Genomic DNA, 24724 nt, shown 5'->3' with positions numbered 1-24724 from the left:
ACAGCAGACCGCCGGGCAATTGGATACATTCACCCGCTATGTACGCCGCAACGCACCCCGCTCCGCCCAAGCTTTCGATGTTCCAGGTGCTTGCCTGCGGCGCGGCCGTGGTCACGCTCTCCATGGGCATCCGCCACGGCTTTGGGCTGTGGCTGCAGCCCATCACGCAAGAGATGGGCTGGACGCGCCAGTCCTTTGCCCTGGCGCTTGCCATCCAGAACCTGTCCTGGGGCGTGATCGGCGTGTTCGCCGGCATGGTGGCGGACCGCTTTGGCGCTTTTCGGGTGTTGATCGGTGGGGCCCTGCTGTACGCGCTGGGCTTGATCGGCATGGCGCTGTCGCCCACCGAGACGCTGTTTGCACTGACCACGGGGGTGCTGATCGGTGCGGCCCAGGCCGGTACCACCTACGCCGTGATCTACGGCGTGCTGGGCCGGCAGATTGCGCCCGAGAAGCGCTCCTGGGCCATGGGTGTGGCGGCGGCTGCGGGCTCCTTTGGCCAGTTCCTGATGGTTCCGGTCGAGGGTTTTCTCATCACCTCGCTCGGCTGGCAGGAGGCCCTGCTGGCCCTCTCTGCCATGGTGCTGCTGATCGTGCCCCTGGCATTCTGGCTGCGCGAGCCCCGTTTTGCCGGCGTCGCGCCGGTCGTGCGTACCCAGGGCATTGGCGCGGCACTGTCCGAAGCGCTGCGCTATCGCAGCTTCTTGCTCTTGACTGCCGGCTACTTTGTGTGTGGCTTTCAGGTGGTCTTTATTGGCGTGCACCTGCCCAGCTACCTGCGCGATCACGGCTTGAGCCCGCAGGTGGCGAGTTATTCGCTGGCGCTGATCGGGCTGTTCAACGTTTTTGGCACCTATATCTCCGGAACACTGGGCCAACGCATGGCCAAGCGGCATATCCTGGCTTTCATCTACTTCGCCCGCGCCGTCGTCATCACCGTATTTCTGCTGGCACCGCTGACTGCAATGTCGGTGTACATCTTCTCGGCGGTAATGGGCGCGCTGTGGCTCTCCACAGTGCCGCCGACGAACGCGGCCGTGGCGCAGATCTTTGGTGTGCAACACCTCTCCATGCTGGGCGGCTTCGTCTTCTTCAGCCACCAGGTGGGCAGCTTCATGGGCGTGTGGCTGGGCGGCTTCCTGTATGACCGCACCGGCAGCTACGACGTCGTCTGGGTACTGGCCATTGCCTTGGGCGTGCTGGCCGGCCTGATCAACCTGCCCGTACGCGAACACCCGATTGCACGGGGCGGCGCAGCCGCCGTCGCATGATGACGCAACGCCGCGCACGCACCCTTTGGCAGCGTCTGGCCGTCGCGGCCGTGCTGCTGGTGGCCGCAGCGGCGGTGTTTGCGCTCTACCAGCGGCCCGATTTTTTGATCATGTTGGCCGATCAGGCCTGGGCCTGCTTTTGATTTTTGAAGCGAAAATGGCCTCTAGCGCTTATCCAATAACCGTCTGCAGCTATCATTTTCAAGTATTTTTGTGACAACATCTGCTCCCGCCTCTGAATGGGTGCGCCGCTGGTCGCACCTGGTGCCCGCTGGCGCGCGCGTGCTGGACCTGGCCTGTGGCCAGGGCAGGCACATGCAGTGGTTCGCAGAGCGCGGCCACGCCGTGCTGGGTGTGGACCGGGCCGCCGATGCCCTGCAATCCGCTGCCGCATTCGGCGAGGTACTGCAGTGCGATCTGGAATCCGCACCATGGCCACTGGCCGACCAGCAGTTTGGTGCGGTAGTGGTCACCAACTATCTGTGGCGACCCCTTTTTGTGCACATCGTGCAAAGTCTTGCGCCGGACGGCGTGCTCCTGTATGAAACCTTTGCCCAAGGCAACGAGAGCCTGGGCAAGCCCGCCAATTCCGATTTTCTGCTCACGCGCGGTGAACTTCTTCGGGCTTGCAGCGATCTGCGCGTGGTGGCTTATGAAGATGGTTTTCTCAATCACCCAGCACGTTGCGTTCAACGCATTGCGGCCGCTCGCCCGGCAACCAATGCTCCAGCGATCACACGGTGGCAGTTGGAAGCATCGGCATAAGCGCCCCACCACGCAGTGCGGGTGTCGCCCGCTAGAATGCTTCTTTGCGTTTTTTCCGCTGACATGACCTCTTCCCGCCCGCTTCTCACCGGCAGCATCGTCGCCCTCGTCACGCCCATGCATGAAGATGGCAGCGTGGACTATGACAGTCTGCGAAAAATCATCGACTGGCATATTGCCGAGGGCACCGACTGCATCGGCGTCGTCGGCACCACGGGCGAGTCGCCCACTGTGGATGTCGAAGAACATTGCGAAATCATTCGCGTTGCCGTGGAACAGGCTGCAGGGCGCGTGCCCGTGATGGCCGGCTGCGGCGCCAATTCCACCAAGGAAGCCATCGAACTGGCGCGCTTTGCCAAAGGCGTGGGGGCCGACAGCCAGTTGCAGGTCGTGCCCTACTACAACAAGCCCACGCAAGAGGGCCTGTACCAGCACTTCAAAGCCATTGCCGAAGCCACGGGCGAGTTGCCCATCGTGCTCTACAACGTGCCGGGCCGCTCGGTGGGCGACATGCTGCACGACACCGTGCTGCGCCTGGCACAGGTGCCGGGCATCATCGGCATCAAGGAAGCCACGGGCAACATCGAGCGCGCGCAGTGGCTGATCCGCGACCTGCCCAAGGACTTCGCCGTTTACTCCGGCGACGATCCCACGGCGGTCGCGCTGATGCTCTGCGGCGGGCACGGCAACATCAGCGTCACGGCCAATGTGGCACCGCGCCTGATGCACGAGCTGTGCGTGGCTGCACTGGCCGGCGACATTCGCCGTGCCATGGAAATCCAGTTCCGCCTGATGCCGCTGCACAAGAACCTGTTCATCGAAGCCAACCCGATTCCGGTCAAGTGGGCCATGTCCCGCATGGGCCTGTGCGGCGGCACCATGCGCTTGCCGATGACACCGCTCGGCACGGCCCACGAGGCTGCCGTCGAAGGCGCGCTGCGCGCCAGCGGTCTGCTCTGATTGCGGCGCAAGCCGGTTTTTCGAATTCAAGAGGATCTTCCGCGTGAAACATGCTGCACGATTTGGCCTGCTCGGCCTGACCATTGCGTTGTCTGCCTGCTCGGTGCTGGAGGGCGACAAGATTGACTACAAAAGCGCAAGCAAAGGCCAGACGCTGGAAGTCCCGCCAGACCTCAAGCAGCTCTCGCGCGACACACGCTATGCCGTGCCCGGCGGCGTCGTGTCGGCCAATGCCCTCGAAGCCGGCAAGGCTGCCCAAACACCCGACAGCCAGGCAGCAGCAAACCGAATGGGCGACGTTCGCATCGAGCGCAATGGCGACCAGCGCTGGCTGGTGGTGCAGCGCCCGGTAGAAAAGCTGTGGGACCCGGTGCGCGATTTCTGGCTGGAAAACGGTTTTACGCTGTCGCTTGACCAGATCAATCTGGGAATCATGGAAACCGACTGGGCAGAAAACCGCGCCAAGATTCCTCAGGACTTCATTCGCTCCACCTTGGGCAAGGTGTTTGATTCGCTCTACTCCACCGGCGAGCGCGACAAATTCCGCACGCGCCTGGAGCGCCGCCCCGATGGCAGCACGGAGATTTTTGTCAGCCACCGCGGAATGATCGAGGTCTACAACAGCGCTGCCAAGGACTCCACGGTGTGGCAGCCGCGCCCGACCGACCCGGAACTGGAAGTCGAGTTCCTGCGCCGCATGATGGTCAAACTCGGTGTGCCGGCTGAAGCCGCCCGTGCTGCCGCAGCCTCGTCGCCCCAGGCAGCCAGCGTGCGCGTTGCTCGCCAGGGCAATATCCCCGTTGTGCAGATCGACGAAGGCTTCGAGCGCGCCTGGCGCCGCGTGGGCCTGACGCTGGACCGAACCGGATTTACCGTGGAAGACCGCGACCGCAGCCAGGGCGTGTATTTCGTGCGCTACGTGGCCCCTGGCACCGACCAGAAGGAGCCCGGCTTCTTCGGCAAGGTCTTGGGCGTGTTTGGCAGTTCGAAATCGGCGACACCTCCGCTCAAATACCGCATCGTCGTACGCAGCGAAGGCAATGCCAGCGTGGTGTCGGTACTGGACGCAAGTGGCGCCCCAGAGAACTCGGAGAACGCCGCCCGCATCGTGCGCGTGATCGCCGACGACCTCAAGTAGGAACGCCTGGATCGTTCATGCTGCGCTTTTGCAGCTTGGGCAGCGGCAGCTCGGGCAACGCCAGCGTCGTCGAGGGCAGCAGCGGCGCTTCGGTTCGGCGCCTGCTCATCGACTGCGGTTTCGGTCCCCGGCAGCTCGCGCAGCGCCTGGCACGCGCCGGCCTGGCCTGCAGCGATCTGGACGCCATATTCATCACCCACGAGCACTCCGATCACGTGGGCTGCGCGCTTTCCCTCGCGCAGCAGCATGGCATTGCACTGTGGATGAGCGCCGGGACGCACGCGGCCATCGGCAGTCCTGCCATAGGCCCTCTTCTGCACTTGGTACGTGACGGCGAAGCCATTGACCTTGGCGCTTTTGAAGCACTGCCTTTCACCGTTCCCCACGACGCCCGCGAACCCCTGCAATTGCGATGCAGCAATGGAGCGAAGCATCTGGGCATCGCCACAGACTTCGGGCATGCCACGCCCCACGTGCTGTCGCAGCTCGCGGGCTGTCATGCGCTTTTGCTGGAAGCCAATCACGACCAGCAACTGCTGGCGCAATCGGCCTATCCGCCTTTTCTGAAACGGCGCATTGGCGGTACCCACGGCCATCTGGCCAACACGGCGGCGGCAGCCGTGCTGGCGGCAGTGAGCCACTCTGGCCTGCGCCAGGTGGTGGCCGCCCACTTGAGCGAGCGCAACAACCGGCCCGAACTCGTACGCACATTGTTCGCGCAAACCCTGGGCTGGGACACTAGCGCTATCGAGATCGCGGATCCAGCCCGCGGCACACCGTGGCTTTCCGTAGGTTAGCGTCGGCCTGCATTCTCGACATCCACAAAAAAAGCCCCGGCAGAATGCACGGGGCTTGGGTTTGAACCAGGCTCGCAGAATCTGCGAGCCTGCCCAACCAAAATTACTTGGCTGCGGATGCTGCAGCGCTTGCTGCGCCATCAGCAGCGGCCTTGGCAGCGTCGCCAGGGGCAGCCGCCTTGTCTGCGTCACCAGCTTGCGGAGCGGCAGCCGAAGCAGCTTCTGCAGGTGCAGCAGCGGCAGGTTCAGCGGCAGGAGGCTCGACAGCTGCTGGAGCAGGTGCTTCAACAGGTGCAGGTGCCGGAGCGGGAGCCGGCTCTTCCTTCTTGCCACAAGCAGCCAGAGCAGCGGCGGCGATCAGCGAAGCGATAACGAAAGACTTATTCATTGCAGTTCTCCTCAGGGGACAGTGATAGACAAGAAAGTGCCAAAACGTTCAGCCTCTTGCAGCCCGGCTACGCTTTGGAAGAGTTTTGCGACAGCGCAAGGTTTCACTCTGGCGCGGATTATAGGCAGCGTTTGTCAATTGCGGTTTCTACGAATAGACAATCGAACTTTAATGCGAAGAAGTATTCAAAAAAACGTCGACCTCGGGCTGCCAGGCATCCGCTAATTTCCGGGCATCGGTACGCAACGCCGCAAACCAGATACCGGTTGACGCTGCTGACAATTCGCTACAGACCCAAGGTGGTGGAGGCAAAACCTGGCGCGCTCTTGTTTTCAATCCACTCACGCAGGAGCTCCCGAGCTGCAACGCGGCGCCCTGCTTCGGTTCCGGCGACGCCGACGCTGCGCACAGGATCAAGCCTTTGCATCACCCAGTCGGAAGACCAGATCATGCTCGGCACATCCAGGGCATCGGCGTTTGGACAGGCACGGCACTGGATGATGTGCCCCCAGGTGGCGCGCCATGCAACAAATCGCGGATGGCGCCGCACCACCTCGTCATAGCTCTTGGCAAGCAGGGTGAGTTGCCTGCCACCCCGCGCCCAGGCATTGAGTGAGTCAATCACAGCACGTTCGCCCAATGGCCAATCGTAAAAATTGGAATCGCTGAGAATCAGTTCCCTCCATCCCGCCTGCGCGGCCACACCGAGGGCGTCGCGCACCAGTTGAATAAAGTCATTGCGTCCTTCAAACCGCCCTTCCAGAAGGGGGGCTGGCTGGTCATTCGGCTCCATACGGCAACTCCTTGCAACAGTCGCGCTCCCATCGATACATCCCTGCAGCCGGTTCTCTTGCACAGGGTACAACTGAAAAATTGACGGCCGCCAGCGCGCTTGCTGGCGGGATGCGAGAATTCTCCTATGGAAATCACACAGCAATGCGTCGTCGCCCTGACCTGGGTATTGAAAGACACACTGGGCGAGGAACTAGACGTCCTTGATGAGCCCGTGGAATTCTTTGTCGGCGGCAACGATTTGCTGGCCCGCGTCGAGGAAGCTCTACAAGGCCACACCAATGGCGCGCAGCTCGATCTGCATCTGGAGCCAGAAGAAGCCTTTGGCGAGTTCGATGAGGAACTGTTGTTTCTGGAACCCCTCGTCTTGTTCCCCAAGGACATTGAAGAAGGCATGAGTTTCGAGGGAACGGCACTGCCTGCGGGCGTCAGCCCGGAGGCGACGCGCGAGGGCTTGTACACCGTCTCACAGATTTATCCCGAGCATGTGGTGCTCGATGGCAACCACCCGCTGGCAGGAATTGCCCTGCGTCTGCATCTTGAAGTGCACGGTGTGCGCCAGGCGAGCGAGGAAGAAATTGCGCGCGGCAGCGCCGGAACCGGCTTCTTTCAGGTGCACGCGCAGGCGCCCGGCAGCAGCAACATTCACTGACCCGCCCTGCTTCGATGGGCCGCTTTGGCGATCGGCTCAATAGCGCGAAATCTGGCCGTTGACCATGCGCACGCGGTCTCCCACGCGGAGGTCGCCGGGCGAACTGACGTCATAGTCGCGCTGGCCGCCCTGATCGAGTCGAATAACGACACGGTAGCCACTGGCGCGGCCACCACCGCTATTGTGTTCTTCGATGGCATTGCCGGCGACCGCACCGCCAACCACACCTGCGGCTGTCGCAAGCGTGCGCCCGCTTCCGCCGCCAATCTGGTGGCCCAACACCCCACCAACCACGGCCCCGATGACTGCACCGGCGCCCGATGTTCTGCCAGAGCTTTGACCCTGAAGCTGATAGATATTCGTCACCCGGCCATATTCCGTGCCTCGCTCCGGCGCCGAGTAGGCCCCTTGCTGGTATCCGCCCGTAGGGTAGTCTGAGCGAGGCGCTGCGCATGCGGCCAGGCTGGCGGCCAAAACCGCACTGGCCGTCACAATACCGGCACGTTGGAAGTTGGAAATCTTCATGCTTTTTCTCCTGAATGGTCTAAGCGCCCTGGACCCAAACGCCAGTGCGTGCTGAGCACCCATTGAATGCGCAATCGCTGGCCTCGACTGCAGGGCGCAACAGGAGCCTGTCGTCAGCAAGGCGGCCGCTCCGCTGCCAGCGTTCGCCTACAGCGAAGTTAGCCCTGTCCTGTTGAACCATAACCGCCCTCGCCCCGCTCGCTTGCTGCAAACGAGGCAACCACATTGAAACGCGCCTGCACCACCGGCACCACCACCAGTTGCGCAAGCCGGTCCATCGGTGCAATGACGAAGGGCTCGGCGCTGCGGTTCCAGACGCTGAGTTTCAGTTCGCCCTGGTAGTCGCTGTCGATCAAACCCACCAGATTGCCCAGCACGATTCCGTGCTTGTGCCCCAACCCCGAGCGCGGAAGAATCAGCGCCGCGTAGCCGGCATCGGCCAGATGGATAGCAAAACCCGTTCCGACCATTTCGCAAGCGCCAGGCGCCAGGGTGAGCGACGCGTCCAGGCAGGCGCGCAAATCCAGCCCTGCGCTGCCCGCAGTGGCATACACGGGCAGGGCATCGGCCATGCGTGCGTCGAGGACCTTGATGTCAATGTTCATTTCCCTGAGGCTTGTTTGGCTTTTTGTTTTGCTAGCGCCTGCAATTCACGCTGCAGTGCAACAAGCGAGCTTTTGGGCAATCCAGCCGGTTGGCGCGGCCCGCGCAGCACAGCCTTCCAGCGGCCCACGAGCCACCAGGCGACAACAGCGGCAGTGACCCCGAAGACTGAACCCAATCCGGCGAGCGCGAGCAGCGCCAATTGCGCAACAGCCAATAGAAAAAGGCCCAGTTGCACCGAAGAAAGAATGGCGACGGTCGGTACTTTGAGCGCCTGCAGATCCGGCAAATGGGTGTCAGCGCCAACAGGTTGGGTACGGGTCATCCTCTCACCGACATGCGGTACCCTTCCGGGCTCTTCTGGCAAAGTCACCGCGTGGGCGGCCGTCAACCGCTCAACGTAGCGCGCAAAGTCCCCATTTTTTGGGGCATCCCATTCGGCCTTGGTGGCAGACGGATTCATGGCTTCACTCCTCAGAACGTGTTGACGACCTTCTGGCAGCAATCTCGGCCACCAACTGCTGTGCCAACACGCGTTTGCTGGCGCGCGCCAGCTCGCTGTGGCCGTGCGCATCCACCAGGAGCAGCGCATTGTCGTCCTGCCCGAACGTGGCCGGGCCGATGTTGCCCACCAACAGCGGCACTCCCTTGCGTGCGCGCTTGGCGGTCGCGTGCACCAGCAAGTCATGGCTTTCGGCGGCAAATCCCACGCAGTACAGCGCGCCGCTACGGGCCCGCTCGGACTGCGCAACAGTGGCCAGAATGTCGGGGTTTTCGGCAAAGCCAAGCGTGGGCGTGGCGCCACTGCCGTCCTTCTTGATTTTTTCCTGCGCGGCTCGGTCCGGTCGCCAGTCAGCTACAGCCGCTGCTGCTACAAAAATAGAAGCATCCCGCGCAAGCGGAATCACCGCATCGTACATATTCTGTGCCGAAACCACATCGATGCGCCGCACTCCACGCGGCGTGGGCAAAGACACCGGGCCAGCCACCAGCGTCACCTCGGCACCGGCCTCGCGGGCAGCACGGGCAATGGCAAAGCCCATCTTGCCGCTCGAATGGTTGGTGATGCCGCGCACCGGGTCGATGGCTTCAAACGTGGGGCCCGCGGTGACGAGCATCTGTTGCCCCGCCAACAGCTTAGGCTGAAAAAAGGCCCCCGCTTCTTCCAGCAACTCCTGCGGTTCCAGCATGCGGCCATCGCCAGTTTCGCCGCAGGCCTGATCACCACTGCCCACGCCCAGCACCACGGCACCATCTTGCTGCACCTGCACAAGGTTGCGCTGCGTGGCAGGATGCGCCCACATCTCGCGGTTCATGGCGGGGGCGAGCAGCAGCGGCACCCGCTCCACGGGCCGCGCCAGGCACATCAGCGCCAGCAAATCGTCGGCCGCTCCGTGCGCCAGGCGGGCGATGAAATCTGCACTGCAGGGCGCGACGACAATCGCGTCGGCCTCCCGGCTGAGGTTGATGTGCGCCATGTTGTTGTCCGCGCGCACATCCCATTGCGAGCTGTACACCGGCCGGTTGCTCAGTGCCTGCATGGTCACGGGCGTGATGAACTGCTCGGCCGCCTGCGTCATCACCACCTGCACGCTGGCCCCGGCTTTTACCAGAGCGCGGCAAAACTCGGCTGCCTTGTAGCAGGCGATGCCGCCAGTGAGTCCAAGGACGATGTGTTTGCCAGCGATCGCATTCATGGATGGAATTTAGCAGATGGCATGAACTTCTCGCCCTGCACCACTGCGGCAACCAAGAACACACAGGCCGAGAGGGGCTGCGGCTTCGCAGGAAGGGCAGCAGAACATCAACCGCTGCGCCACTGCATTTTGCTGTCGGATCCTGAGCCCTTGTGCCTCTGGCTCCGGGTGTTCAACGCCCGAGATCCTTCGCGCTCACCCCGGCAATTCCCCAGTTTTCTTTGGGGACGTCGTGAATCCAGACACGCACGTTCTCCACGGGTGCGCCTACGGCTTCGTGCAGCGCCTGGGTGACCTTTTCAATGACGGCCTTTTTCTGCTCGGCCGTTCGGCCTTCAATCATGTAAATCTGGGCAAATGGCATCGGGGCTCCTTGGCTGGCTTTTAAACAAAACGCACGGACACACTGCCCAGGTGCTGAATGCGCAGCGTCACGTTGTCACCCGCCTGAACCGCCACCGCCTCGGTGATGCCGCCCGAGAGCACCAGGCTGCCTGCGGGCAGCGTCTTCCCGCGCCGACCCAGGTGGTTGACCAGCATGGCGACCGCTGCGGCCGGATGCCCCAACACCGCCGCTCCAGCGCCCAGCGCCACCGGCTGGCCGTTCTTCTCCAGCACGATGCCAAGGGTGCGCAGATCCAGGTCGCGCGCGGAGGCCACGCGGCCGCCAACCACGAAGCGCGCGGCCGAGGTGTTGTCGGCCACCACGCTTTTCAGGTCAAATTTGAAATCACGGTAGCGGCTGTCGATCACTTCGATGCCGGGGAGCACCACGTCGCTGGCAGCCAGTACGGCGCCGATATGGCAACCCGGGCCCTTGAGTTCGGTGCGGGTGACGAAGCAGATCTCCGGTTCGACCTTGGGGTGGATCAAGTCGCTCACCTTAATTTCGCCACCTTCGGGAACAACGAACTCGTCGACCAGAAAGCCGAACACCGGGTCGGTCACGTCCATCTGCTTCATCTTGGCATGGGAGGTAAGCCCTGCCTTGTAGCCCACCACGCGGGCACCGCGCGCGAGCTTGCGCGCCAGGATGCGGTCCTGAATGGCGTAGGCGTCGTCCCAGCCCATGTCCGGATGGGACTCGGTGATCTTCAGTGTGTCTTTTGCCTTGAGCTGGCAGTTTTCCAGCTGTTCTGCAAGCTGGTCGAGGGTGGATGCGTTCAGTGCCATTTTTTGTCCTTCAAGCCACTTGCAAACCGCGCGCCTTGGCCAGCGTGAGCGCGGTGTCTTCGATCATGTCTTCCTGGCCGCCGACCATGCCACGGCGGCCCATTTCGACAAGGATTTCACGCGCCGGAACACCGTACTTCTGGCTTGCGCGCTTGGCGAACAACAGAAAGGAGCCGTACACGCCGGCATAGCCCAGCGTAAGTGCGTCACGATCGATTCGGATGGGAAAATCCATGATGGGCACAACCAAGTCTTCGGCAACGTCCTGGATCTTGAAAACATCGACACCGGTGTCTATACCCATCAGATCGCATACCGCCACCAGCACTTCCATGGGGGTATTGCCCGCACCCGCACCCAGGCCGGCGGCGGCCGCATCGATGCGGCTGCAGCCCACTTCAATGGCGGCCAGGCTGTTGGCAACGCCCATCGCGAGGTTGTGGTGGCCGTGAAAGCCGAGTTCGGTCTCGGGCTTCAAGGCCTGGCGCACCGCACCGAGTTTTTCTTTCACGTCGTGCGGCAACATGTGACCGGCCGAGTCGGTGATGTAGATGCAGTTGGCGCCGTAGCCCTCCATCAGCCTGGCCTGCGTGACCAGGCCTTCGGCACTGTTCATGTGGCTCATCATCAGAAAGCCCACGGTGTCCATGCCGAGCTTGCGCGCCAGGCCAATGTGCTGCTCGCTCACGTCGGCCTCGGTGCAGTGCGTGGCGACGCGAATGGTGTGCACACCCAGATCGTGCGCCATGCGCAGGTGGTCCACGGTACCGATACCGGGAATGAGCAGAGCCGAGACTTTGGCATGCTGCATTAGCGGAACCACCGCACCCAGGTATTCCTCGTCGGTGTGGGCCGGAAAACCGTAGTTGACCGAGCTGCCGCCCAGACCGTCGCCGTGCGTCACCTCGATCAGCGGCATGCCAGCCCCGTCCAGTGCAGTGGCGACGGAGGTCATCTGCTCCAAGGTCATCAGGTGGCGCTTGGGGTGCATGCCGTCGCGCAGCGTCATATCGTGCAGACGAACTTTTTTGCCTTTGAGTGTGCTCATGGTGTGCTCCAGGTTCAGGCGGCGACGGCTTCAAGCGTGAGCGAGCCGGCCAGAATTTCTTGTGCAAACATCTCTGCCGTGCGCGCGGCGGCGGCGGTCATGATGTCCAGATTGCCTGCGTACTTGGGCAGGTAGTCACCCAGGCCTTCCACCTCGAGAAAGACGGAGACACGCTTGCCGTCAAATACCGGACCGTTGACCAGACGGTAGCCCGGCACGTACTTCTGCACTTCCTTGATCATCTCGTGGATGGAGGCCGTGATGGCGGCCTGATCCGGCTCGCCCTCGGTGAGGCAATGCACGGTGTCGCGCATGATCATCGGCGGCTCAGCCGGGTTGATGATGATGATGGCCTTGCCCTTTTTGGCACCGCCCACTTTCTCGACGGCACCGGCCGTGGTGCGGGTGAATTCGTCAATGTTCTTGCGCGTCCCTGGGCCCGCAGATCTGGACGAGACGGTGGCAACAATCTCACCATACGCCACGGCCTGTACGCGGCTGACCGCGTAGATCATGGGAATCGTGGCCTGGCCTCCGCAGGTGACCATGTTGACGTTCATCTCACGCTGGCCAACGTGCTGCTTCAAGTTCACCGGCGGTACGCAGAACGGCCCGATGGCGGCGGGCGTGAGGTCAATCATCATCGCGCCCTCGGCATTTACCTTGCGCGAATTCTCCGCGTGCACATAGGCGCTGGTGGCGTCAAAAACGATCTGCACGCCGTCTGCCTTCATGTGAGGAATCAGGCCATCGACGCCTTCGGCGGTGGTTTTGATGCCCATCTCGCGGGCGCGCTTCAATCCGTCGGACTCCGGGTCGATGCCAACCATCCAGACCGCCTCCAGGACCGCACTGCGCTGGAGCTTGGCCAGCAAGTCGGTGCCAATATTTCCAGGCCCGATCAAGGCGCATTTGATTTTTTTGCTCATCTGTTTTCTCCGTAGAAATCATTGTTCAGGGGCGCGGTGGGGGATGCCGGCGCAGCCCAGGCCCATGGCGACCGCGCAAGGGCCGCCCCGCCGCGCTGGCGGCGCCCCCCTCCCGCAGCGCGCTGCGATGCGAGACAAGGGGCTGGTAGCGACGATTCCAAGCCTGCCAGCGCAGGCTTGGACGGCGCCGTAGAGCGGACGCCTCTGGCGCAAGCACCGAGGCACCAAGCACCTCAGGGGTTTGTTTTTTCATACAAACCGGACCGAGCAACCGCCAATGCCGCCGATGGTCACGCGCAGGTTGTCGCCTGCGACCACGGGAACCATGATGGCGAGCGAACCCGACAACACCACTTCACCCGCTTCCAGCGCAATACCGTGCGAGCCCAGCGTGTTGGCCAGCCAGGCCACGGCATTGGCTGGATGGCCAAGGGCGGCGGCGCCGGCACCGGTGGCGACGATTTCGCCGTTTTTCTCCAGCACCATGCCGCAGGTGACCAGGTCCACATCGCGCGGGTCCACCAGGCGGTCGCCGAGCACAAAGACGCCGCAAGAGGCGTTGTCGGCCACGGTGTCCTGAATCTTGATCTTCCAGTCCTGGATGCGCGAATCGACGATCTCAAAGCACGCCATCACGCCCTCGGTGGCAGCCAGCACGTCGGCCGCAGTCACGCCGGGGCCCTTGAGCGACTTCTTGAGCACAAAGGCGATTTCGCCCTCCGCCTTGGGCTGGATCAGCGTGCTGGCGGCAATGGCTTCGCCTTCGTTGTAGACCATGGCGTCGGTGAGCCAGCCAAAGTCGGGCTGGTAGACACCCAGCATGTTCATCACGGCAGCGCTGGTGACGCCAATTTTCTTGCCCACTACGCGCTCACCCGCTTGCAGGCGGCGCGCCATCATGCGTTGCTGGATGGCGTAGGCATCTTCGATGGTAATGCCTTCGTGGCGGCTGGTAAGGGGCGCCACGGTGCGGCAGGCTTTCAGCGCGTCGTAGAGTTCATCGCCCAGAGACTGGATCAGATCGGTGTGCATAAATACTATCTATTCAATAGCTATAAAGTGTTTACAGATAAGCGCTAGAGGCATTTTTTATTCATATTTCAGAGCTTGATGCAGACGTTCTTGAGCTCGGTGTAGAACTCCAGCGAATGCACGCCGCCCTCACGCCCGATGCCCGATTGCTTGGAGCCGCCAAAGGGCGTGCGCAGGTCGCGCAGGAACCAGCTGTTGACCCACGAGAGCCCCACCTTCATGCGCTGCGCCACGCGGTGCGCGCGCGCCAGGTCGCGCGTCCAGATGGCAGTCGCCAGGCCGTACACGTTGTCGTTGGCCTTGGCCAGCACTTCGTCTTCGGTATCGAAGGGGGCGATGTGGCAGCAGGGGCCGAAGATTTCTTCCTTGATGACACGCGCCGTCTCGGGCAGCCCGGTCCAGATCGTCGGCTGAACCCACGAGCCCCCCGCATGCGCGGGCCCCATGTCGGGCACACCGCCGCCGGTGACCACCGTGGCACCCTCCTCCACCGCAAGCTGGTAGTACGACAGCACCTTGGCCTGGTGCTCCTTGCTGATCAAGGGGCCCATGCCGGCGGCAGCGTCTTCGGGTACCCCGATTTTCATGTCCTCGGCGCCTTGCTTGAGAGCGGCGACGAATTTCTCAAAAAGCGGGCGCTCGACGTACACCCGCTCGGTGCCCAGGCAGACCTGACCACAGTTGGCAAACACCGAGCGCAACGTGCCCTCAATGGCGGCATCGAAGTCGCAATCGGCAAAGACGATGGCGGCGTTCTTGCCCCCCATTTCCAGGCTCACCGGGCGCGCACCGTGGGCGGCAGCCTTCATGATGGCCTCGCCGGTGCGCGTCTCGCCGGTGAAAGTGATGGCGTCCACGCCGGGGTGTGTGGTGAGAAATTCGCCCGCCGAATCGGGACCAAAACCATGCACCACGTTGTACACACCGGGCGGAATGCCGGCCGCATTCATCACCTCACCCAGCAAGGCGGCTGTCTGCGGCGTTTCTTCCGAGGGCTTGACGACCACGGTGTTGCCGCAGGCCAGCGCCGGGCCCACCTTCCAGGTCATCAAGAGCAGCGGCAGGTTCCAGGGGCAGATCACGCCCACCACGCCCACGGGTGTGCGGTAACCGTAGTTGATGGCGCCGCGCCCGTCGGGCGTTGCGGTTTCGAAAAATTCGGTAGCCACGTTCTTGACAACGTCGGCAAACACCTTGAAGTTGGCTGCGCCGCGTGGAATGTCGATGTGGCTCGCCAGGCTGCGAGGCTTGCCGGTGTCGGCGCACTCTGCGTCCAGAAACTCATCAAAGCGCTGGTTGATGCCATCGGCCAGGGCGTGCAGGCGCTCGACGCGCTCGGCCACACTCATCCTGCCCCAGGGGCCATCAAGCGCAGCGCGGGCGGCGGCGACGGCAGCGTTGACCTGAGAGCGATCGGCCTCGTGCACCTTGGCAATCACGGCGCCGGTGGTGGGCGAGTGTTTGTCGAATTGGCGCTCACTGCCCAGGTATTCGCCGTTGATGAAGTTTTGGATATTTTTCATGGTTCTATTCAGTAGAGGGTTCGAGGGCTTCAAGCCCCAGGGCGCGCAGGCCCGCACGGGCAATTGCCTCGTCCTGCGCTTCGCTGCCACCCGAGACGCCAATCGCGCCGATGCGCGCGCCGCCTTCCACAATGGGCAGGCCGCCGCCAAAGGCGACAAAGCGCGGCCGAAGGACCAGGCCTTCGCGCACAGCCGTCGAATGTCCGGCGAGCACGGCGTGCCACTGCGAAGTGGCCAAGCCAAAGCTCGCAGCGGTATAGGCCTTGTCGATGGCAATATCGACTGAGTGCAGTGGCGCGCCGGGCATGCGCACAAAGGCCGCCAGCACCCCAGCCGCATCGACCAACGCCACGTTGACCGAGGCGCCGATCTCGGCCGCATGCACTGCTGCAGCACCCGCAGCTGCATGCGCCGCGCGCCACGTGATGCAGTGCTGCACGGTGCTGTGCGGGCCCACCGACGTGGGGATGGGCTCAGGTGTAGACATCGGTGAAGGAGCTCACAAGTTCGCCCGTGTGGTAGAAAATTCCGCTGCCCAGGCGGTCTTCGCTCCACGTGGTCACAGGGCGATCCGGTTGCGCCAGATAGCCCAGGCCGGCAAAGGTTTCGTTGCGATTGCCACTCGGGTCAAAGAAGTAAATCGTCTCGCCGCGCGTAATGCCGTGGCGGGTGGGCGCCACGTCAATCCGCACCTTGTTCTTGGCCATCACGTCGGCCGCCTTGAGCACGTCGTGCCAGGAATCGAGGAAGAACGCAATGTGGTGCAAGCCGCTGACCGGGCCACCCACAAAAGCGATGTCGTGCGGCGTACTGGTGCGCGTCATCCAGGTGGCGGCCTGCATGTCGGCGTTCGGCCCCACCAGCACCTGCTCGGTCAAGAAGAAGTCCAGGCACTCCTTCATGAAACGCGTGTTGTCCTGCACGGTGTTGATGCCTTCGGGCGGATTCATCTCGCACATCAGCAGGCAGTGGTCCAGCCAGTGCGCACCGGCTCCCCGGATGCCGTCCGGCCATGGGTCGGGGTTGGTGGTGCCAACATCCGTACCCACGTACTCCTTCATGGCATACAGGCGCATTTCGTGGCCGCTGGGCAGGTCGAACTGCAGCATGCGCCCGGTGGATGGCAAGGCGCCTTCTGCCAGCATGGTGGTCTTGGTGCCCCAGGCTTCAATGCGTTTTTGAAGTGCGTCGAGATCGGCATCGTCCTGCACCTTGTAGGCGACGTGGTTCAGGCCTGCTCGGTCGCTGGGGGTGAGGATGAGCGAATACTTGTCCCACTCGTCCCAGCATTTGAGGTAGACGTTGCCGGCCTTGTCGGTCATGACCGTCTTGAGGCCCAGCACGTTCTCGTAGTGCCGCACTGCAGCGTCGATGTCCATGACCCGCACACTCGCGTGGCCCATTCGCAATACACCCATGTCTGTCTCCTTCGGTTGGTGAATCAATCGGTCAATCAGTCATTCGGTTTGGGCTGCGCCGATGCGCCGTGGCCCAGAAGAAAAAGGCTTCGTCAGCCTGCCTGCCACTTCGAGCCGCACCGCTTCGGTGGGCGCCACCCGGCAGGCCAGGGTGTATCCGTCGGCTTCCTCAGCCAGGCTCACATGGGCACGGCTCACCGGCCCCAGCGGCTGCACCGCGCCTTCCACAATCCGCACCTTGCACACCCCGCAGCCGCCGTTGACGCAGCCCACGGGGATGCCTTTGCGGCCCAGGCGCAACATGCCGGCCAGCAGACTCTCTGTCGTTGCACAGACGTAGCTCTCGCCAGTCTGTGCGACGCTGACGCTGACTTTGGGTCGGGTATCGAAAAGCATGGCCATTCCTTTTCAAACCCGCTTGAACAGCGGGCTGCGCGCGCTCTGTGCATCAGCGGCCGAGAGAAACTTCTCGGTGTAGATGTCGCGCTCGAACAAGCGCCCCTGCATCAGCGTGCCAATACAGGCCTCAATCATGGGCGGCGGACCGCACAGGTAGGCCTTGTGGCCGGCAAAGCTGCCCTTGAAATGGGCCTGGGCGGCCTCGTGAACGAAGCCTCGCGCGCCGCTCCAATCATGGTCTTCGCCCACCTCGGAGAGCGCCGGCACGTAGGTGAAATGCGGGTGCTGTTCGGCAAGGGCGCGAAACTCTGCGTCGTAATACAGCTCCTCCGAGGAGCGTTGGCCATACACCAGCGTGATGGGCTCGCTGGATCCGTTCGCCAGCAATTCGAGAATCATGGCCCGCGGACTCGACAGCCCCGACCCGCCAGCCATGAAAACCATAGGCATGGCGGCCGAGCGGCGCACGAAAAAGCGCCCATAGGGCCCGGCCAACTGCACACGGTCGCCTTCCTTCAGGCTTTGGTGCAGCCAGGTGGTGCCAGCACCGCCCGGCACCAGGCGCACGTTCAATTCGATTTCGCTGCTCAGGCCATCGGGCCCCGGAGCATTGGCAATCGAGAAGGCACGGCCGCCTTCGACACCCGGAATCTGGACTTGCACATACTGGCCGGCTTGGTAACGAATCGGCTCGTGCAGCCGCAGGTGCAGTGCCTTGATGGTCGGCGTCAGCCGATCGATGCGCACCACCGTGGCGGCAAAGTCGCGCACGGGGATGACTTGCGCGTCCGGCTCGTCTTCCATGTCGGCTTCGACCGTCACGTCGGACAGCAGCGTGGCGCAGCAGGCCAGCGCCATGCCGTCGTCGCGCTCCATGTCCATCAGGGCGAACGGATTGGCCGGACCGAGGTCCACCTCGCCTTCGGTGACCTGAATCTTGCAGGTGCCACACAGGCCGTGGCCACAGGCGTGGGGGATGTACAGGCCGGAGCGCAGGGCAGCGTCAAGCACGGTCTGGCCTTCCTCCACGTCAATGGTGGTGCCCAGCGGCTCTAGAGTCAGTTGGTAGCTCATGGCGTGTCGGGCCGGCGGACTGGTGATGCGTCCGCCGGCGCCTCTCATCAATGGTTAGCTGAAAGACCCCTGAATACCGGTCAGACCCGGTGTGCGAAAGCGGATCGCATCCTTGTGCTTGAGGCCATTGGCCTCCAGCGACTTGGCAGGGTCTGGCTTCCAGGCCTGCCCCGACTTGAACCATTCGACGGTGTCCCAGTCGATGCGCTCGAAGTCGGGATGGGCGCCATACACACCCGGCAACACAGCCTGGGCCAATGCGCCAAATGGCGTTTCGGCGGGCAGTGGAAGGGCCACTGGCGAGCAGAACATCAAATGGTCTTCCCAGCCGATGAACAGCAGGGGAGCCGGGAAGTTCGCACGCACGTCCTTGGCGGGAAAGTTGTAGGGCTTGAGGGCTTTGACGCTCATGACTGGTCTCCTTGCGCTGAGGCAGCGGCGCTTGCGCTGGCCGGTAAGGGCTCGCCGCGCCAGGCGGCAAAGTTCTTCTGGTCTTCCGAGCCTTCAAACTCGAAGTTGTCGCGGCCAACTTCCATCTGGTACCAGTCAAGCACGGCAAGCAGCGGGTCGAAGCCTTCGGCGGTGGGGTCGACATCGGGCTTGAAGCAATTGCCCTGATAGATCTGCTGCACGGGCAGCCAGGCCTGGATGTACTTCTCGGGCTCGTGGTCAAAGATGTCCTTGCAGCCATCGCTGCAGAAGTGGTACTTCTCGCCCTCGTGCTCCGACTCGCGGTAGCAGATCTTGGTGGCATCGCCCGGCTCGGTAAAGCCCATCGGAATCTGGCAGGTGGTGCACAGCATCGGCAGCGTGTTGTTGTAGAAGCGCTTGCCCGCCTGCTGCTGCTCGCGGTAGTGCTCCAGGCGAGGGCGGTAGTACTTGTCGAAGGTGTCCGGGTACTTCTCGCTGAGCCACTGCATTTCTTCTTCCTTGGGCACCCAGGTGTGGAAGGTGGCGGCTGCGGTGTAGTTATAGAAGATGTTCCAGGCCTGGTGGCTGATGTGGTCCTTGCCTTCGCAAGCCATCTTCCAGCCCAGGGGCTCGCGGATGCCGTAGCGCGCCAGGTCGCGAAACAGCGCGCCGCCGTTTTCCTCTGCGTACATTTCCCAGGCTTCCTTCCAGCTCATCACGCGCTTGGGCAGCATGTAGTCCTGCATCATGGCCACCAGGGTCAGCACGCGGTAGCCGCGCCAGAACCATTTGTCGATCCAGCCCTGCACGATGGGCACGTTGGCGGGGTCTTGTTCCAACATGAACTTGATGCACTCGATACCCAGCGTCATGTGGCGCGACTCGTCGCTTTGCGCCGAGAAGCCGAAGGTGACGGTAGACAGGTCGCCGTTATGCGCCGCGCCAGACATGAACGGCACAAAGAGGAGGTTGGTGAGCACGTATTCAAACGAGAAGCTCACTGCCGTGAGGAACTCGAACGGCCCGGCGGTCAGCGCATCTTCAAAGAACGACTTGGGCACCGACAGGAACCAGACCCGGTCAAACCAGTGGCTGCTGTTGTGCATGCCATTGAAATACTTGTTGTAGTGCGACAGCGCGTGGGTTTCGGTCTGGAAGTGGCGCAGCTCATCAATCGACTGCATCTGCGCGGCAACGCGGGCGCCAGGGCCGGTGAAATGCCGACCCGCGTGCGCAAAGCCACGGTGCGCGTAGTACTCAAGCGGGACCACACCTTGAATGAAGAGCTTGAGTGCGTTGATGTAGCGCGCATCCGAGACACCGAGCTGACCATTGTTTTGGGCAAAGGCCTCGATGACGGCGTAGAGCTTTTTCTCTTTTTCGCCCTGGTACTTCCAGTACGCGTCCATGGTCAGGCGGAAGGGGTCTTCCCACTTGTCCCAATCGTGAATCTTGATGCCCTCGTACTTGTCGTACGGGAACACCTTGTCCATGGGCTGGTAGGTGGTGTCCCAGCCCAGACCGCGCGTCATGGCGGTATAGCGATCTTTCAGGCCGAGTTTCTTTTTGCTTACAGGGGCGTCCATCGGTGTCTCCTTGTGTGCGTATGCGGTTCTGTTGGGGGCTCAGCCGAGCCAGCTGAGCGAGAGTTCGTCGTCGTCTTCGTCGACGTTTCCGGACAGGGTGACCAGGTTGACCTGGATCTGCTGCAGATCGAACGGGCGACCCACCAGCTCTTCAATCGTGGCGCGGCGGATGACCATGCGGCCGGGCGCGTCGATCTTGACGAGACCGGGCGAATGCACCGCTGTGGCCTCGGGGTTGTCGGCGAGGATGGCCTCAATCACGGGCCGGGACTCTTCGTTGTCCTGAAAGGCGATGAAGACCTTGGAGATCACGGGTGTTGTCATGGTTGTTCCTGGCTGAAATGCTTAAACATCAAGGCCGGCTTTGCGGGCACGGGCATCGAGCGACTCACGAACGGTTTGCAAAGCCCCCAGACCGGCCTCTCCGAGCGCAAGCTCGGCCACTGGTGCAAGCGCCGCCTGTGCCTGCTCAACGTAGCTCTGGTACCAGCCGGAAATCAGCGTTCGGTTGGCGTCGGACTCCGCAGCAGCCACCTTGACCACCGCATCCACCCAGCGCGCCGACTCCTGATGCCATTCGGGCATGAAGGCGGTGAGCATGGAAACCGCTGTACCGCCGTGGGGCGCCAGGTAGTCGTCCACGAAATGCGTGTAGATAAAGGGGTACAGCAGCCCATCCATGGCCAGGTTCTGCGCCACGAACAGCTCAAACGGGTCCTGCACCACCAGGGTGTCTTCGACCAGACGGCGCAGCCCCTGCCAGCGGGGATGTTCCAACCAGTCTTTCTTGCCCGCATCCAGAGCACCTGGTTCTTCCAGCGCCAGTCCCAGACGCGTCAGGTACTGCGCCACACCAAGCTGGTCCATGGCATGCAGCATGGCGGGCGCCGTGAAGGCGGTGCCATAACCGCGCGAGCACACCTGGGTGTTGTTCATGTTTCCGCCCCAAGCCACATGGCGCAGTGGGAGCAGTACTTCACATGCTTTGGCGCGCAGACCATCAGGCATCTTTGTCGCGAGGCCCCGCGATTCGACAAACTGGTAGTTCGATTCCATCGCGTCCTGCTGGCGTGCGCGAGTCATGGTCCAGTTGGCGTAGTAGTACTGGCGTGGGTCACGCAGCACGTACCAGTCCGCCAGCTTGACTGCGGTGCGACCGGTGTCAAACAGCTCAAACTCGGGCTCCCAGGTCGGGCGATAGTGAAAGTTCGCCGTGGACTGCACCCCCAGGGTCGCCTCTTGGTAGCGCGAGGCGGTTTTGTCGCCAATGTAGGCGGCCACGCGGGCAAAAGTGTGGCGCTGCGGCTCAATGGCCCGTGCCTGCAAGTCGATATTCATCTTCTTTGTCTCCTCAAACGTTGGGGGAATTCGGACTGGGACTGACCGCGTCGAGCCGGAGCACTTTGTGCTTCTCGCAAAACGCATCAAAGTCTTGGTGTGGCAGCATCAACTCCACGACCAGTTCCGGCCAGCCGATCGAAAACTCGAACTCAACAAGGCCGTTGTCGCGTCTTCTCAATACGCGGATGAAGCGCTTCGTCACATCACACTGCGGGTGATCGAAGGCTGGCGATTCGGTATTCATTTGCGGACTCCTGCGGGTTGGCTTTGCGCAGTCTTCTTTGCATGGTCCGTGCCAAATATCGATAAAACACCGAAAATCACGGAGTTCCAAGGGTAAGCACCTACTCGGAATCAGAATTCGCATCTCCAAGGCCTGATTTTTGTGTGAGATCGCACATACATAGACAAAGATGCAGCATCGCAGCATGATGAATTCATCAAAATGACGCCATTGACTTCATCAAATGATGAAATCCCTCGAAAACCGGGTAAAACCCTAGTTCGATATCACACTTGTTTATCGATAATTGCGCTGTGCCACCCACGACCCTCCCTCCGCTGCCGTCCGACGCCGATCTGCGGCGTCTGGTGCATTTTTCGGCCGGGGACGGACGTATCTGGTTGTCGGGGCAGCGCATGCTGCTGGTGCATGCAGCGGCTTTCAGCGCCTTGCGCAGGGAGTTGATGGCGTCGATTGGGCCGTCGCACGCGCGGCGCGTACTGATGCGTGCCGGCTACGCCTCGGGTGAACGCGACGCACTTCTTGCGCGCCAGGTGCGCCCTGACGCGCCGCTCTTCGAGGCCTTTGCCGTCGGCCCGCAGTTGCACATGCTCGAAGGCGCGGTGCAGGTCACCCCACAGACCTTTGAGCTGGATGAGGAAGCTGGTCATTTCCTGGGGCAGTTTCGGTGGGACCACAGCTGGGAAGCCGAATCGCACACACGGGACTTCGGCCCGCAACAGGCCCCGGTCTGCTGGATGCTGCTGGGCTATGCCTCGGGCTACACCAGTGCCTTTTTTCGTCGCTCCGTTCTGTACAAGGAGGTCCAGTGCAGCGCCTGCGGTTGCAGCCACTGCCTGATCGAAGGGCGCTTTGCCGAGGAGTGGCCAGACGCTCCGGCACTGGCGCGCGACTACGACGCCGATTCGGTATTGGTCACGCTGGACGAGTTGCAGTCGCAGGTGCAGTCGCTGCGCACGCAGATGCAGCCTGCCGATGAGCAAGGCCCGCTGGTGGGTCGCTCGCGCGCATTTGAACAAACGGTGGACTTGCTGCGCAAGGCAGCGCAGACGCAGGTCACCGTGCTGCTCACGGGGGAAACCGGCGTCGGCAAGGAGCGCTTTGCGCGCGCTCTACACAGCATGGGAGCCCGGGCCGACAAGCCCTTCGTGGCGGTGAACTGCGCTGCATTGCCTGCAGAATTGGTCGAAAGCGAACTCTTTGGTGCTGAAAAGGGCGCCTACACCGGCGCAAGTGCCGTGCGCATCGGGCGCTTCGAACGTGCCGACGGCGGCACCTTGATGCTGGACGAGCTTGGCGAGCTTCCTCTCGCCGCACAGGCCAAGCTGCTGCGTGTGCTGCAGACCGGGGAGATTGAGCGCCTGGGCAGCACCGAAGCACGCAAGGTGGATGTGCGCCTGATTGCCGCCACCAACATGGATCTGGAAAAGGCCGTACAGCAAGGCCACTTTCGGCGCGATTTGCTGTACCGGCTGAACGTGTATCCGATTCGCATCCCGGCGCTACGTGAGCGGGTCGACGATATCGAAGCGCTCGCCATGCACCTGCTGCAGAAATACGTGGCGCTCCATGGAAAGCGCATTTTGGGCTTTACCGATCATGCCCTTCTGGCAATGCGTGCCTACAGCTGGCCGGGGAATGTGCGCGAGCTGGAAAATCTGATCGAGCGCGGCGTCATCCTCACCCCGTCGGGCGAAGCTGTTGAGGCGGAAGTGCTTTTTCCTCATATCAGCTTGCAAGCCGGCGCCACCGTGAACGACGCTGGAGTGCTCGAGCGGGCTGCTGCACCCACCGCCCAAGCAATGCAAATGTACGACGCGCTGCAAGACAGTGGCCTCACGCTGGAGGCCCTTGAAGACGTCCTGATCCGCGAAGCCGTTGCACGTGCGGGCGGCAACCTTTCTGCCGCTGCACGCGCCCTTGGCCTGACGCGGCCGCAATTGAGCTATCGCTTGGCGCGTTTGCAAGAGCGCGCTCAAGTCTGACCGACATCGACCTATGGCCAAGCGCTCTTTTTTGCAAGCACCCAGTACGGACGCCGACACCCCTGACTTCGGTGCGACGACATCGCGGACATTGATCGAACAAACCTACGCGGAGTTGCGCAACGACATTGTTGAAGGTCGGCTTGAACCGGGAATGAAGCTGCCCATCGAACATCTGCGCGTGCGCTACCACGTCGGTGCAGGCACCCTGCGTGAGGCGATCACACGACTGGTCAGCGATGCGTTGGTGACCGCAGAGGGGCAGAGGGGATTTCGCGTGGCGCCCATTGCCATAGCGGAACTCGAAGACCTGACGCGCCTGCGCGTGCAATTGGAGGTTGAGACGCTGCGCCAGTCGATTCGCCATGGGGGCGCACAGTGGCGCGCCGACCTCGTGAAAAGCTACGACGCCATTTCTGCGCTGGAGCAACCGATCGAGCCTGCCCACCGGCGCCAATGGGAAGCGCTCAACGTGCAATTCCACGAGGCCCTCTTGGCTGGCCACAAGTCGCCCTGGACGCAAAAAGTGCTGCGCCTTCTATCGCGCCACAGCGAGCGCTACCGACGATATGCCATGGGACTGCCGGATTCCGAACGAGACGTGCATGCGGAGCATCGACAGATCTTTGAATTGGCCATGGAAGGCCACGAAGCCCGCGCAGCATTGGCGCTCGAGGCCCACATTCGCGCTACGCCAGACTTGCTGGCCCAGGCGCTGCGAACCGGCAAACTGGCGTTGCCAAGCGGCACAGGGCACGACACGGCGGCCGTCCCGGTTGCAGCCTGACAGGGTCCAGGGGCAATTCGCCACACCTTTTGCGTCGATGCAGAACCATCGATCCACAATTTTTTGGTGAATCGGTCTATTGGCGCGACGAGATCGGAGTCATCCCCAGATGGATGAGGCTCCTGGCTTTCAAAGACCTTCTTGCCCACGGCGCGTCCTGCGCCGGGCGTGGCATTCCTATAATCC

Annotated in this window: 30 protein-coding genes; 9 read left to right on the top strand and 21 right to left on the bottom strand. The window is 62.4% G+C overall.

The window, feature by feature from the left end; translation table 11 throughout:
- The first annotated feature begins 38 nt into the window (after positions 1-38).
- The 6 genes from C6571_RS13695 to C6571_RS13675 all read left to right on the top strand — a co-directional run bounded on the left by C6571_RS13695 (position 39) and on the right by C6571_RS13675 (position 4931).
- On the top strand, positions 39-1271 hold the full coding sequence (locus C6571_RS13695; protein WP_106447177.1) for an MFS transporter: 1233 nt from the start codon (positions 39-41) through the stop codon (positions 1269-1271).
- Positions 1268-1414 carry a hypothetical protein gene (locus C6571_RS19730; RefSeq protein WP_170094625.1) on the top strand — a complete coding sequence of 49 codons (147 nt, stop codon included), beginning with the start codon at positions 1268-1270 and terminating at the stop codon, positions 1412-1414. The genes C6571_RS13695 and C6571_RS19730 overlap by 4 nt, the downstream gene beginning before the upstream one ends.
- A 70-nt stretch (positions 1415-1484) precedes the next feature.
- Positions 1485-2036: a class I SAM-dependent methyltransferase gene (locus C6571_RS13690; RefSeq protein ID WP_106447176.1), complete on the top strand. Its 552-nt coding sequence runs from the start codon at positions 1485-1487 to the stop codon at positions 2034-2036.
- Positions 2037-2099: 63 nt separating this feature from the next.
- The gene (gene dapA / locus C6571_RS13685; RefSeq protein ID WP_106447175.1) at positions 2100-2996 is read left to right on the top strand and encodes a 4-hydroxy-tetrahydrodipicolinate synthase; all 897 of its coding nucleotides are present in this window, start codon (positions 2100-2102) and stop codon (positions 2994-2996) included.
- A 43-nt stretch (positions 2997-3039) separates the two neighbouring features.
- Positions 3040-4134 carry an outer membrane protein assembly factor BamC gene (gene bamC / locus C6571_RS13680; RefSeq protein WP_106447174.1) on the top strand — a complete coding sequence of 365 codons (1095 nt, stop codon included), beginning with the start codon at positions 3040-3042 and terminating at the stop codon, positions 4132-4134.
- A gap of 17 nt (positions 4135-4151) precedes the next feature.
- Positions 4152-4931: an MBL fold metallo-hydrolase gene (locus tag C6571_RS13675; RefSeq protein WP_106447173.1), complete on the top strand. Its 780-nt coding sequence runs from the start codon at positions 4152-4154 to the stop codon at positions 4929-4931.
- Between the two features lie 103 nt (positions 4932-5034).
- Here the strand turns inward: C6571_RS13675 and C6571_RS13670 are convergent, their stop codons facing one another.
- Positions 5035-5319: a hypothetical protein gene (locus C6571_RS13670; RefSeq protein ID WP_106447172.1), complete on the bottom strand. Its 285-nt coding sequence runs from the start codon at positions 5317-5319 to the stop codon at positions 5035-5037.
- Positions 5320-5605: 286 nt separating this feature from the next.
- Positions 5606-6112, bottom strand: a complete 507-nt coding sequence (locus C6571_RS13665) for a hypothetical protein (RefSeq protein ID WP_106447171.1) — start codon at positions 6110-6112, stop codon at positions 5606-5608.
- A 126-nt stretch (positions 6113-6238) separates the two neighbouring features.
- Here C6571_RS13665 and C6571_RS13660 point away from each other — a divergent pair, with 126 nt between their 5' ends.
- Positions 6239-6763 (top strand): FKBP-type peptidyl-prolyl cis-trans isomerase, encoded by a 525-nt coding sequence (locus C6571_RS13660; protein WP_106447170.1) that lies wholly within the window; start codon positions 6239-6241, stop codon positions 6761-6763.
- A gap of 36 nt (positions 6764-6799) precedes the next feature.
- Here C6571_RS13660 and C6571_RS13655 read toward each other — a convergent pair whose 3' ends face one another.
- The 19 genes from C6571_RS13655 to C6571_RS13565 form a co-directional block, all read right to left on the bottom strand.
- The gene (locus tag C6571_RS13655) at positions 6800-7288 is read right to left on the bottom strand and encodes an outer membrane lipoprotein (RefSeq protein WP_106447169.1); all 489 of its coding nucleotides are present in this window, start codon (positions 7286-7288) and stop codon (positions 6800-6802) included.
- Between the two features lie 158 nt (positions 7289-7446).
- Entirely contained in the window at positions 7447-7893 is a 447-nt protein-coding gene (gene dut / locus C6571_RS13650; protein WP_106447168.1) for a dUTP diphosphatase, read from the bottom strand.
- Positions 7890-8354: a hypothetical protein gene (locus C6571_RS13645; protein WP_146139335.1), complete on the bottom strand. Its 465-nt coding sequence runs from the start codon at positions 8352-8354 to the stop codon at positions 7890-7892. Before C6571_RS13645 ends, dut begins: the two co-directional genes overlap by 4 nt.
- A gap of 4 nt (positions 8355-8358) precedes the next feature.
- Entirely contained in the window at positions 8359-9588 is a 1230-nt protein-coding gene (coaBC, locus tag C6571_RS13640; protein WP_106447166.1) for a bifunctional phosphopantothenoylcysteine decarboxylase/phosphopantothenate--cysteine ligase CoaBC, read from the bottom strand.
- 172 nt (positions 9589-9760) lie between these two features.
- On the bottom strand, positions 9761-9952 hold the full coding sequence (locus C6571_RS13635) for a 2-hydroxymuconate tautomerase (protein ID WP_106447165.1): 192 nt from the start codon (positions 9950-9952) through the stop codon (positions 9761-9763).
- A gap of 20 nt (positions 9953-9972) precedes the next feature.
- Positions 9973-10761 (bottom strand): 2-oxo-3-hexenedioate decarboxylase, encoded by a 789-nt coding sequence (gene dmpH / locus C6571_RS13630; protein WP_106447164.1) that lies wholly within the window; start codon positions 10759-10761, stop codon positions 9973-9975.
- A gap of 10 nt (positions 10762-10771) precedes the next feature.
- Positions 10772-11809: a 4-hydroxy-2-oxovalerate aldolase gene (dmpG, locus tag C6571_RS13625; RefSeq protein ID WP_106447163.1), complete on the bottom strand. Its 1038-nt coding sequence runs from the start codon at positions 11807-11809 to the stop codon at positions 10772-10774.
- A 14-nt stretch (positions 11810-11823) separates the two neighbouring features.
- A complete protein-coding gene (locus C6571_RS13620) occupies positions 11824-12738 on the bottom strand; it encodes an acetaldehyde dehydrogenase (acetylating) (RefSeq protein ID WP_106447162.1) in 915 nt (304 codons plus the stop codon).
- Positions 12739-12987: 249 nt separating this feature from the next.
- Positions 12988-13770, bottom strand: a complete 783-nt coding sequence (gene dmpE / locus C6571_RS13615; protein ID WP_106447161.1) for a 2-oxopent-4-enoate hydratase — start codon at positions 13768-13770, stop codon at positions 12988-12990.
- A 68-nt stretch (positions 13771-13838) separates the two neighbouring features.
- On the bottom strand, positions 13839-15293 hold the full coding sequence (locus C6571_RS13610; protein WP_106447160.1) for a 2-hydroxymuconic semialdehyde dehydrogenase: 1455 nt from the start codon (positions 15291-15293) through the stop codon (positions 13839-13841).
- Between the two features lie 4 nt (positions 15294-15297).
- Positions 15298-15780, bottom strand: coding sequence for a GlcG/HbpS family heme-binding protein (locus C6571_RS13605; protein WP_106447159.1), 483 nt, complete (start codon positions 15778-15780; stop codon positions 15298-15300).
- Positions 15767-16711: a catechol 2,3-dioxygenase gene (locus C6571_RS13600; RefSeq protein WP_106447158.1), complete on the bottom strand. Its 945-nt coding sequence runs from the start codon at positions 16709-16711 to the stop codon at positions 15767-15769. The genes C6571_RS13605 and C6571_RS13600 overlap by 14 nt, the downstream gene beginning before the upstream one ends.
- A 39-nt stretch (positions 16712-16750) precedes the next feature.
- Positions 16751-17113, bottom strand: coding sequence for a 2Fe-2S iron-sulfur cluster binding domain-containing protein (locus tag C6571_RS13595; RefSeq protein WP_106447157.1), 363 nt, complete (start codon positions 17111-17113; stop codon positions 16751-16753).
- A gap of 6 nt (positions 17114-17119) precedes the next feature.
- On the bottom strand, positions 17120-18184 hold the full coding sequence (locus tag C6571_RS13590; RefSeq protein WP_106447156.1) for an NADH:ubiquinone reductase (Na(+)-transporting) subunit F: 1065 nt from the start codon (positions 18182-18184) through the stop codon (positions 17120-17122).
- 54 nt (positions 18185-18238) lie between these two features.
- Positions 18239-18595, bottom strand: coding sequence for a phenol hydroxylase subunit P4 (locus C6571_RS13585; RefSeq protein ID WP_106447155.1), 357 nt, complete (start codon positions 18593-18595; stop codon positions 18239-18241).
- Positions 18592-20181 carry an aromatic/alkene/methane monooxygenase hydroxylase/oxygenase subunit alpha gene (locus tag C6571_RS13580; protein ID WP_106447154.1) on the bottom strand — a complete coding sequence of 530 codons (1590 nt, stop codon included), beginning with the start codon at positions 20179-20181 and terminating at the stop codon, positions 18592-18594. The genes C6571_RS13585 and C6571_RS13580 overlap by 4 nt, the downstream gene beginning before the upstream one ends.
- Positions 20182-20220: 39 nt before the next feature.
- Positions 20221-20490, bottom strand: coding sequence for an MmoB/DmpM family protein (locus C6571_RS13575; RefSeq protein WP_106448245.1), 270 nt, complete (start codon positions 20488-20490; stop codon positions 20221-20223).
- 36 nt (positions 20491-20526) lie between these two features.
- Complete coding sequence (locus tag C6571_RS13570; protein ID WP_106447153.1) at positions 20527-21519, bottom strand: ferritin family protein; 993 nt, start codon at positions 21517-21519, stop codon at positions 20527-20529.
- 13 nt (positions 21520-21532) lie between these two features.
- Positions 21533-21766, bottom strand: a complete 234-nt coding sequence (locus tag C6571_RS13565) for a phenol hydroxylase subunit (RefSeq protein WP_106447152.1) — start codon at positions 21764-21766, stop codon at positions 21533-21535.
- A 293-nt stretch (positions 21767-22059) separates the two neighbouring features.
- Between C6571_RS13565 and C6571_RS13560 the strand changes: the two genes are divergently transcribed.
- Both C6571_RS13560 and C6571_RS13555 read left to right on the top strand, forming a co-directional pair.
- Entirely contained in the window at positions 22060-23751 is a 1692-nt protein-coding gene (locus tag C6571_RS13560) for a sigma-54-dependent Fis family transcriptional regulator (RefSeq protein WP_106447151.1), read from the top strand.
- Positions 23752-23764: 13 nt separating this feature from the next.
- Positions 23765-24538: a GntR family transcriptional regulator gene (locus C6571_RS13555; protein ID WP_106447150.1), complete on the top strand. Its 774-nt coding sequence runs from the start codon at positions 23765-23767 to the stop codon at positions 24536-24538.
- Positions 24539-24724 lie beyond the last annotated feature (186 nt).

The organism is Simplicispira suum (assembly GCF_003008595.1).
GTDB lineage: Bacteria > Pseudomonadota > Gammaproteobacteria > Burkholderiales > Burkholderiaceae_C > Simplicispira > Simplicispira suum.
Note: the sequence above shows the minus strand (reverse complement) of the source record. Positions and strands in the feature narration are given on the sequence as shown.

What these genes read in the sequence shown, in the direction of transcription:
- C6571_RS13570 (WP_106447153.1), bottom strand. Translation starts at nt 21,519, where the DNA reads ATGAATATCGACTTGCAGGCACGGGCCATTGAGCCGCAGCGCCACACT.
- C6571_RS13635 (WP_106447165.1), bottom strand. Translation starts at nt 9,952, where the DNA reads ATGCCATTTGCCCAGATTTACATGATTGAAGGCCGAACGGCCGAGCAG.
- C6571_RS13600 (WP_106447158.1), bottom strand. Translation starts at nt 16,711, where the DNA reads ATGGGTGTATTGCGAATGGGCCACGCGAGTGTGCGGGTCATGGACATC.
- C6571_RS13610 (WP_106447160.1), bottom strand. Translation starts at nt 15,293, where the DNA reads ATGAAAAATATCCAAAACTTCATCAACGGCGAATACCTGGGCAGTGAG.
- C6571_RS13555 (WP_106447150.1), top strand. Translation starts at nt 23,765, where the DNA reads ATGGCCAAGCGCTCTTTTTTGCAAGCACCCAGTACGGACGCCGACACC.
- dut (WP_106447168.1), bottom strand. Translation starts at nt 7,893, where the DNA reads ATGAACATTGACATCAAGGTCCTCGACGCACGCATGGCCGATGCCCTG.
- C6571_RS13620 (WP_106447162.1), bottom strand. Translation starts at nt 12,738, where the DNA reads ATGAGCAAAAAAATCAAATGCGCCTTGATCGGGCCTGGAAATATTGGC.
- C6571_RS13585 (WP_106447155.1), bottom strand. Translation starts at nt 18,595, where the DNA reads ATGAGCGTCAAAGCCCTCAAGCCCTACAACTTTCCCGCCAAGGACGTG.
- C6571_RS13595 (WP_106447157.1), bottom strand. Translation starts at nt 17,113, where the DNA reads ATGGCCATGCTTTTCGATACCCGACCCAAAGTCAGCGTCAGCGTCGCA.
- C6571_RS13665 (WP_106447171.1), bottom strand. Translation starts at nt 6,112, where the DNA reads ATGGAGCCGAATGACCAGCCAGCCCCCCTTCTGGAAGGGCGGTTTGAA.
- C6571_RS13645 (WP_146139335.1), bottom strand. Translation starts at nt 8,354, where the DNA reads ATGAATCCGTCTGCCACCAAGGCCGAATGGGATGCCCCAAAAAATGGG.
- dmpG (WP_106447163.1), bottom strand. Translation starts at nt 11,809, where the DNA reads ATGAGCACACTCAAAGGCAAAAAAGTTCGTCTGCACGATATGACGCTG.
- dapA (WP_106447175.1), top strand. Translation starts at nt 2,100, where the DNA reads ATGACCTCTTCCCGCCCGCTTCTCACCGGCAGCATCGTCGCCCTCGTC.
- C6571_RS13590 (WP_106447156.1), bottom strand. Translation starts at nt 18,184, where the DNA reads ATGAGCTACCAACTGACTCTAGAGCCGCTGGGCACCACCATTGACGTG.
- C6571_RS13565 (WP_106447152.1), bottom strand. Translation starts at nt 21,766, where the DNA reads ATGAATACCGAATCGCCAGCCTTCGATCACCCGCAGTGTGATGTGACG.
- C6571_RS13670 (WP_106447172.1), bottom strand. Translation starts at nt 5,319, where the DNA reads ATGAATAAGTCTTTCGTTATCGCTTCGCTGATCGCCGCCGCTGCTCTG.
- C6571_RS13675 (WP_106447173.1), top strand. Translation starts at nt 4,152, where the DNA reads ATGCTGCGCTTTTGCAGCTTGGGCAGCGGCAGCTCGGGCAACGCCAGC.
- C6571_RS13660 (WP_106447170.1), top strand. Translation starts at nt 6,239, where the DNA reads ATGGAAATCACACAGCAATGCGTCGTCGCCCTGACCTGGGTATTGAAA.
- dmpE (WP_106447161.1), bottom strand. Translation starts at nt 13,770, where the DNA reads ATGCACACCGATCTGATCCAGTCTCTGGGCGATGAACTCTACGACGCG.
- C6571_RS13605 (WP_106447159.1), bottom strand. Translation starts at nt 15,780, where the DNA reads ATGTCTACACCTGAGCCCATCCCCACGTCGGTGGGCCCGCACAGCACC.
- C6571_RS13580 (WP_106447154.1), bottom strand. Translation starts at nt 20,181, where the DNA reads ATGGACGCCCCTGTAAGCAAAAAGAAACTCGGCCTGAAAGATCGCTAT.
- C6571_RS13655 (WP_106447169.1), bottom strand. Translation starts at nt 7,288, where the DNA reads ATGAAGATTTCCAACTTCCAACGTGCCGGTATTGTGACGGCCAGTGCG.
- coaBC (WP_106447166.1), bottom strand. Translation starts at nt 9,588, where the DNA reads ATGAATGCGATCGCTGGCAAACACATCGTCCTTGGACTCACTGGCGGC.
- C6571_RS13695 (WP_106447177.1), top strand. Translation starts at nt 39, where the DNA reads ATGTACGCCGCAACGCACCCCGCTCCGCCCAAGCTTTCGATGTTCCAG.
- dmpH (WP_106447164.1), bottom strand. Translation starts at nt 10,761, where the DNA reads ATGGCACTGAACGCATCCACCCTCGACCAGCTTGCAGAACAGCTGGAA.
- C6571_RS19730 (WP_170094625.1), top strand. Translation starts at nt 1,268, where the DNA reads ATGATGACGCAACGCCGCGCACGCACCCTTTGGCAGCGTCTGGCCGTC.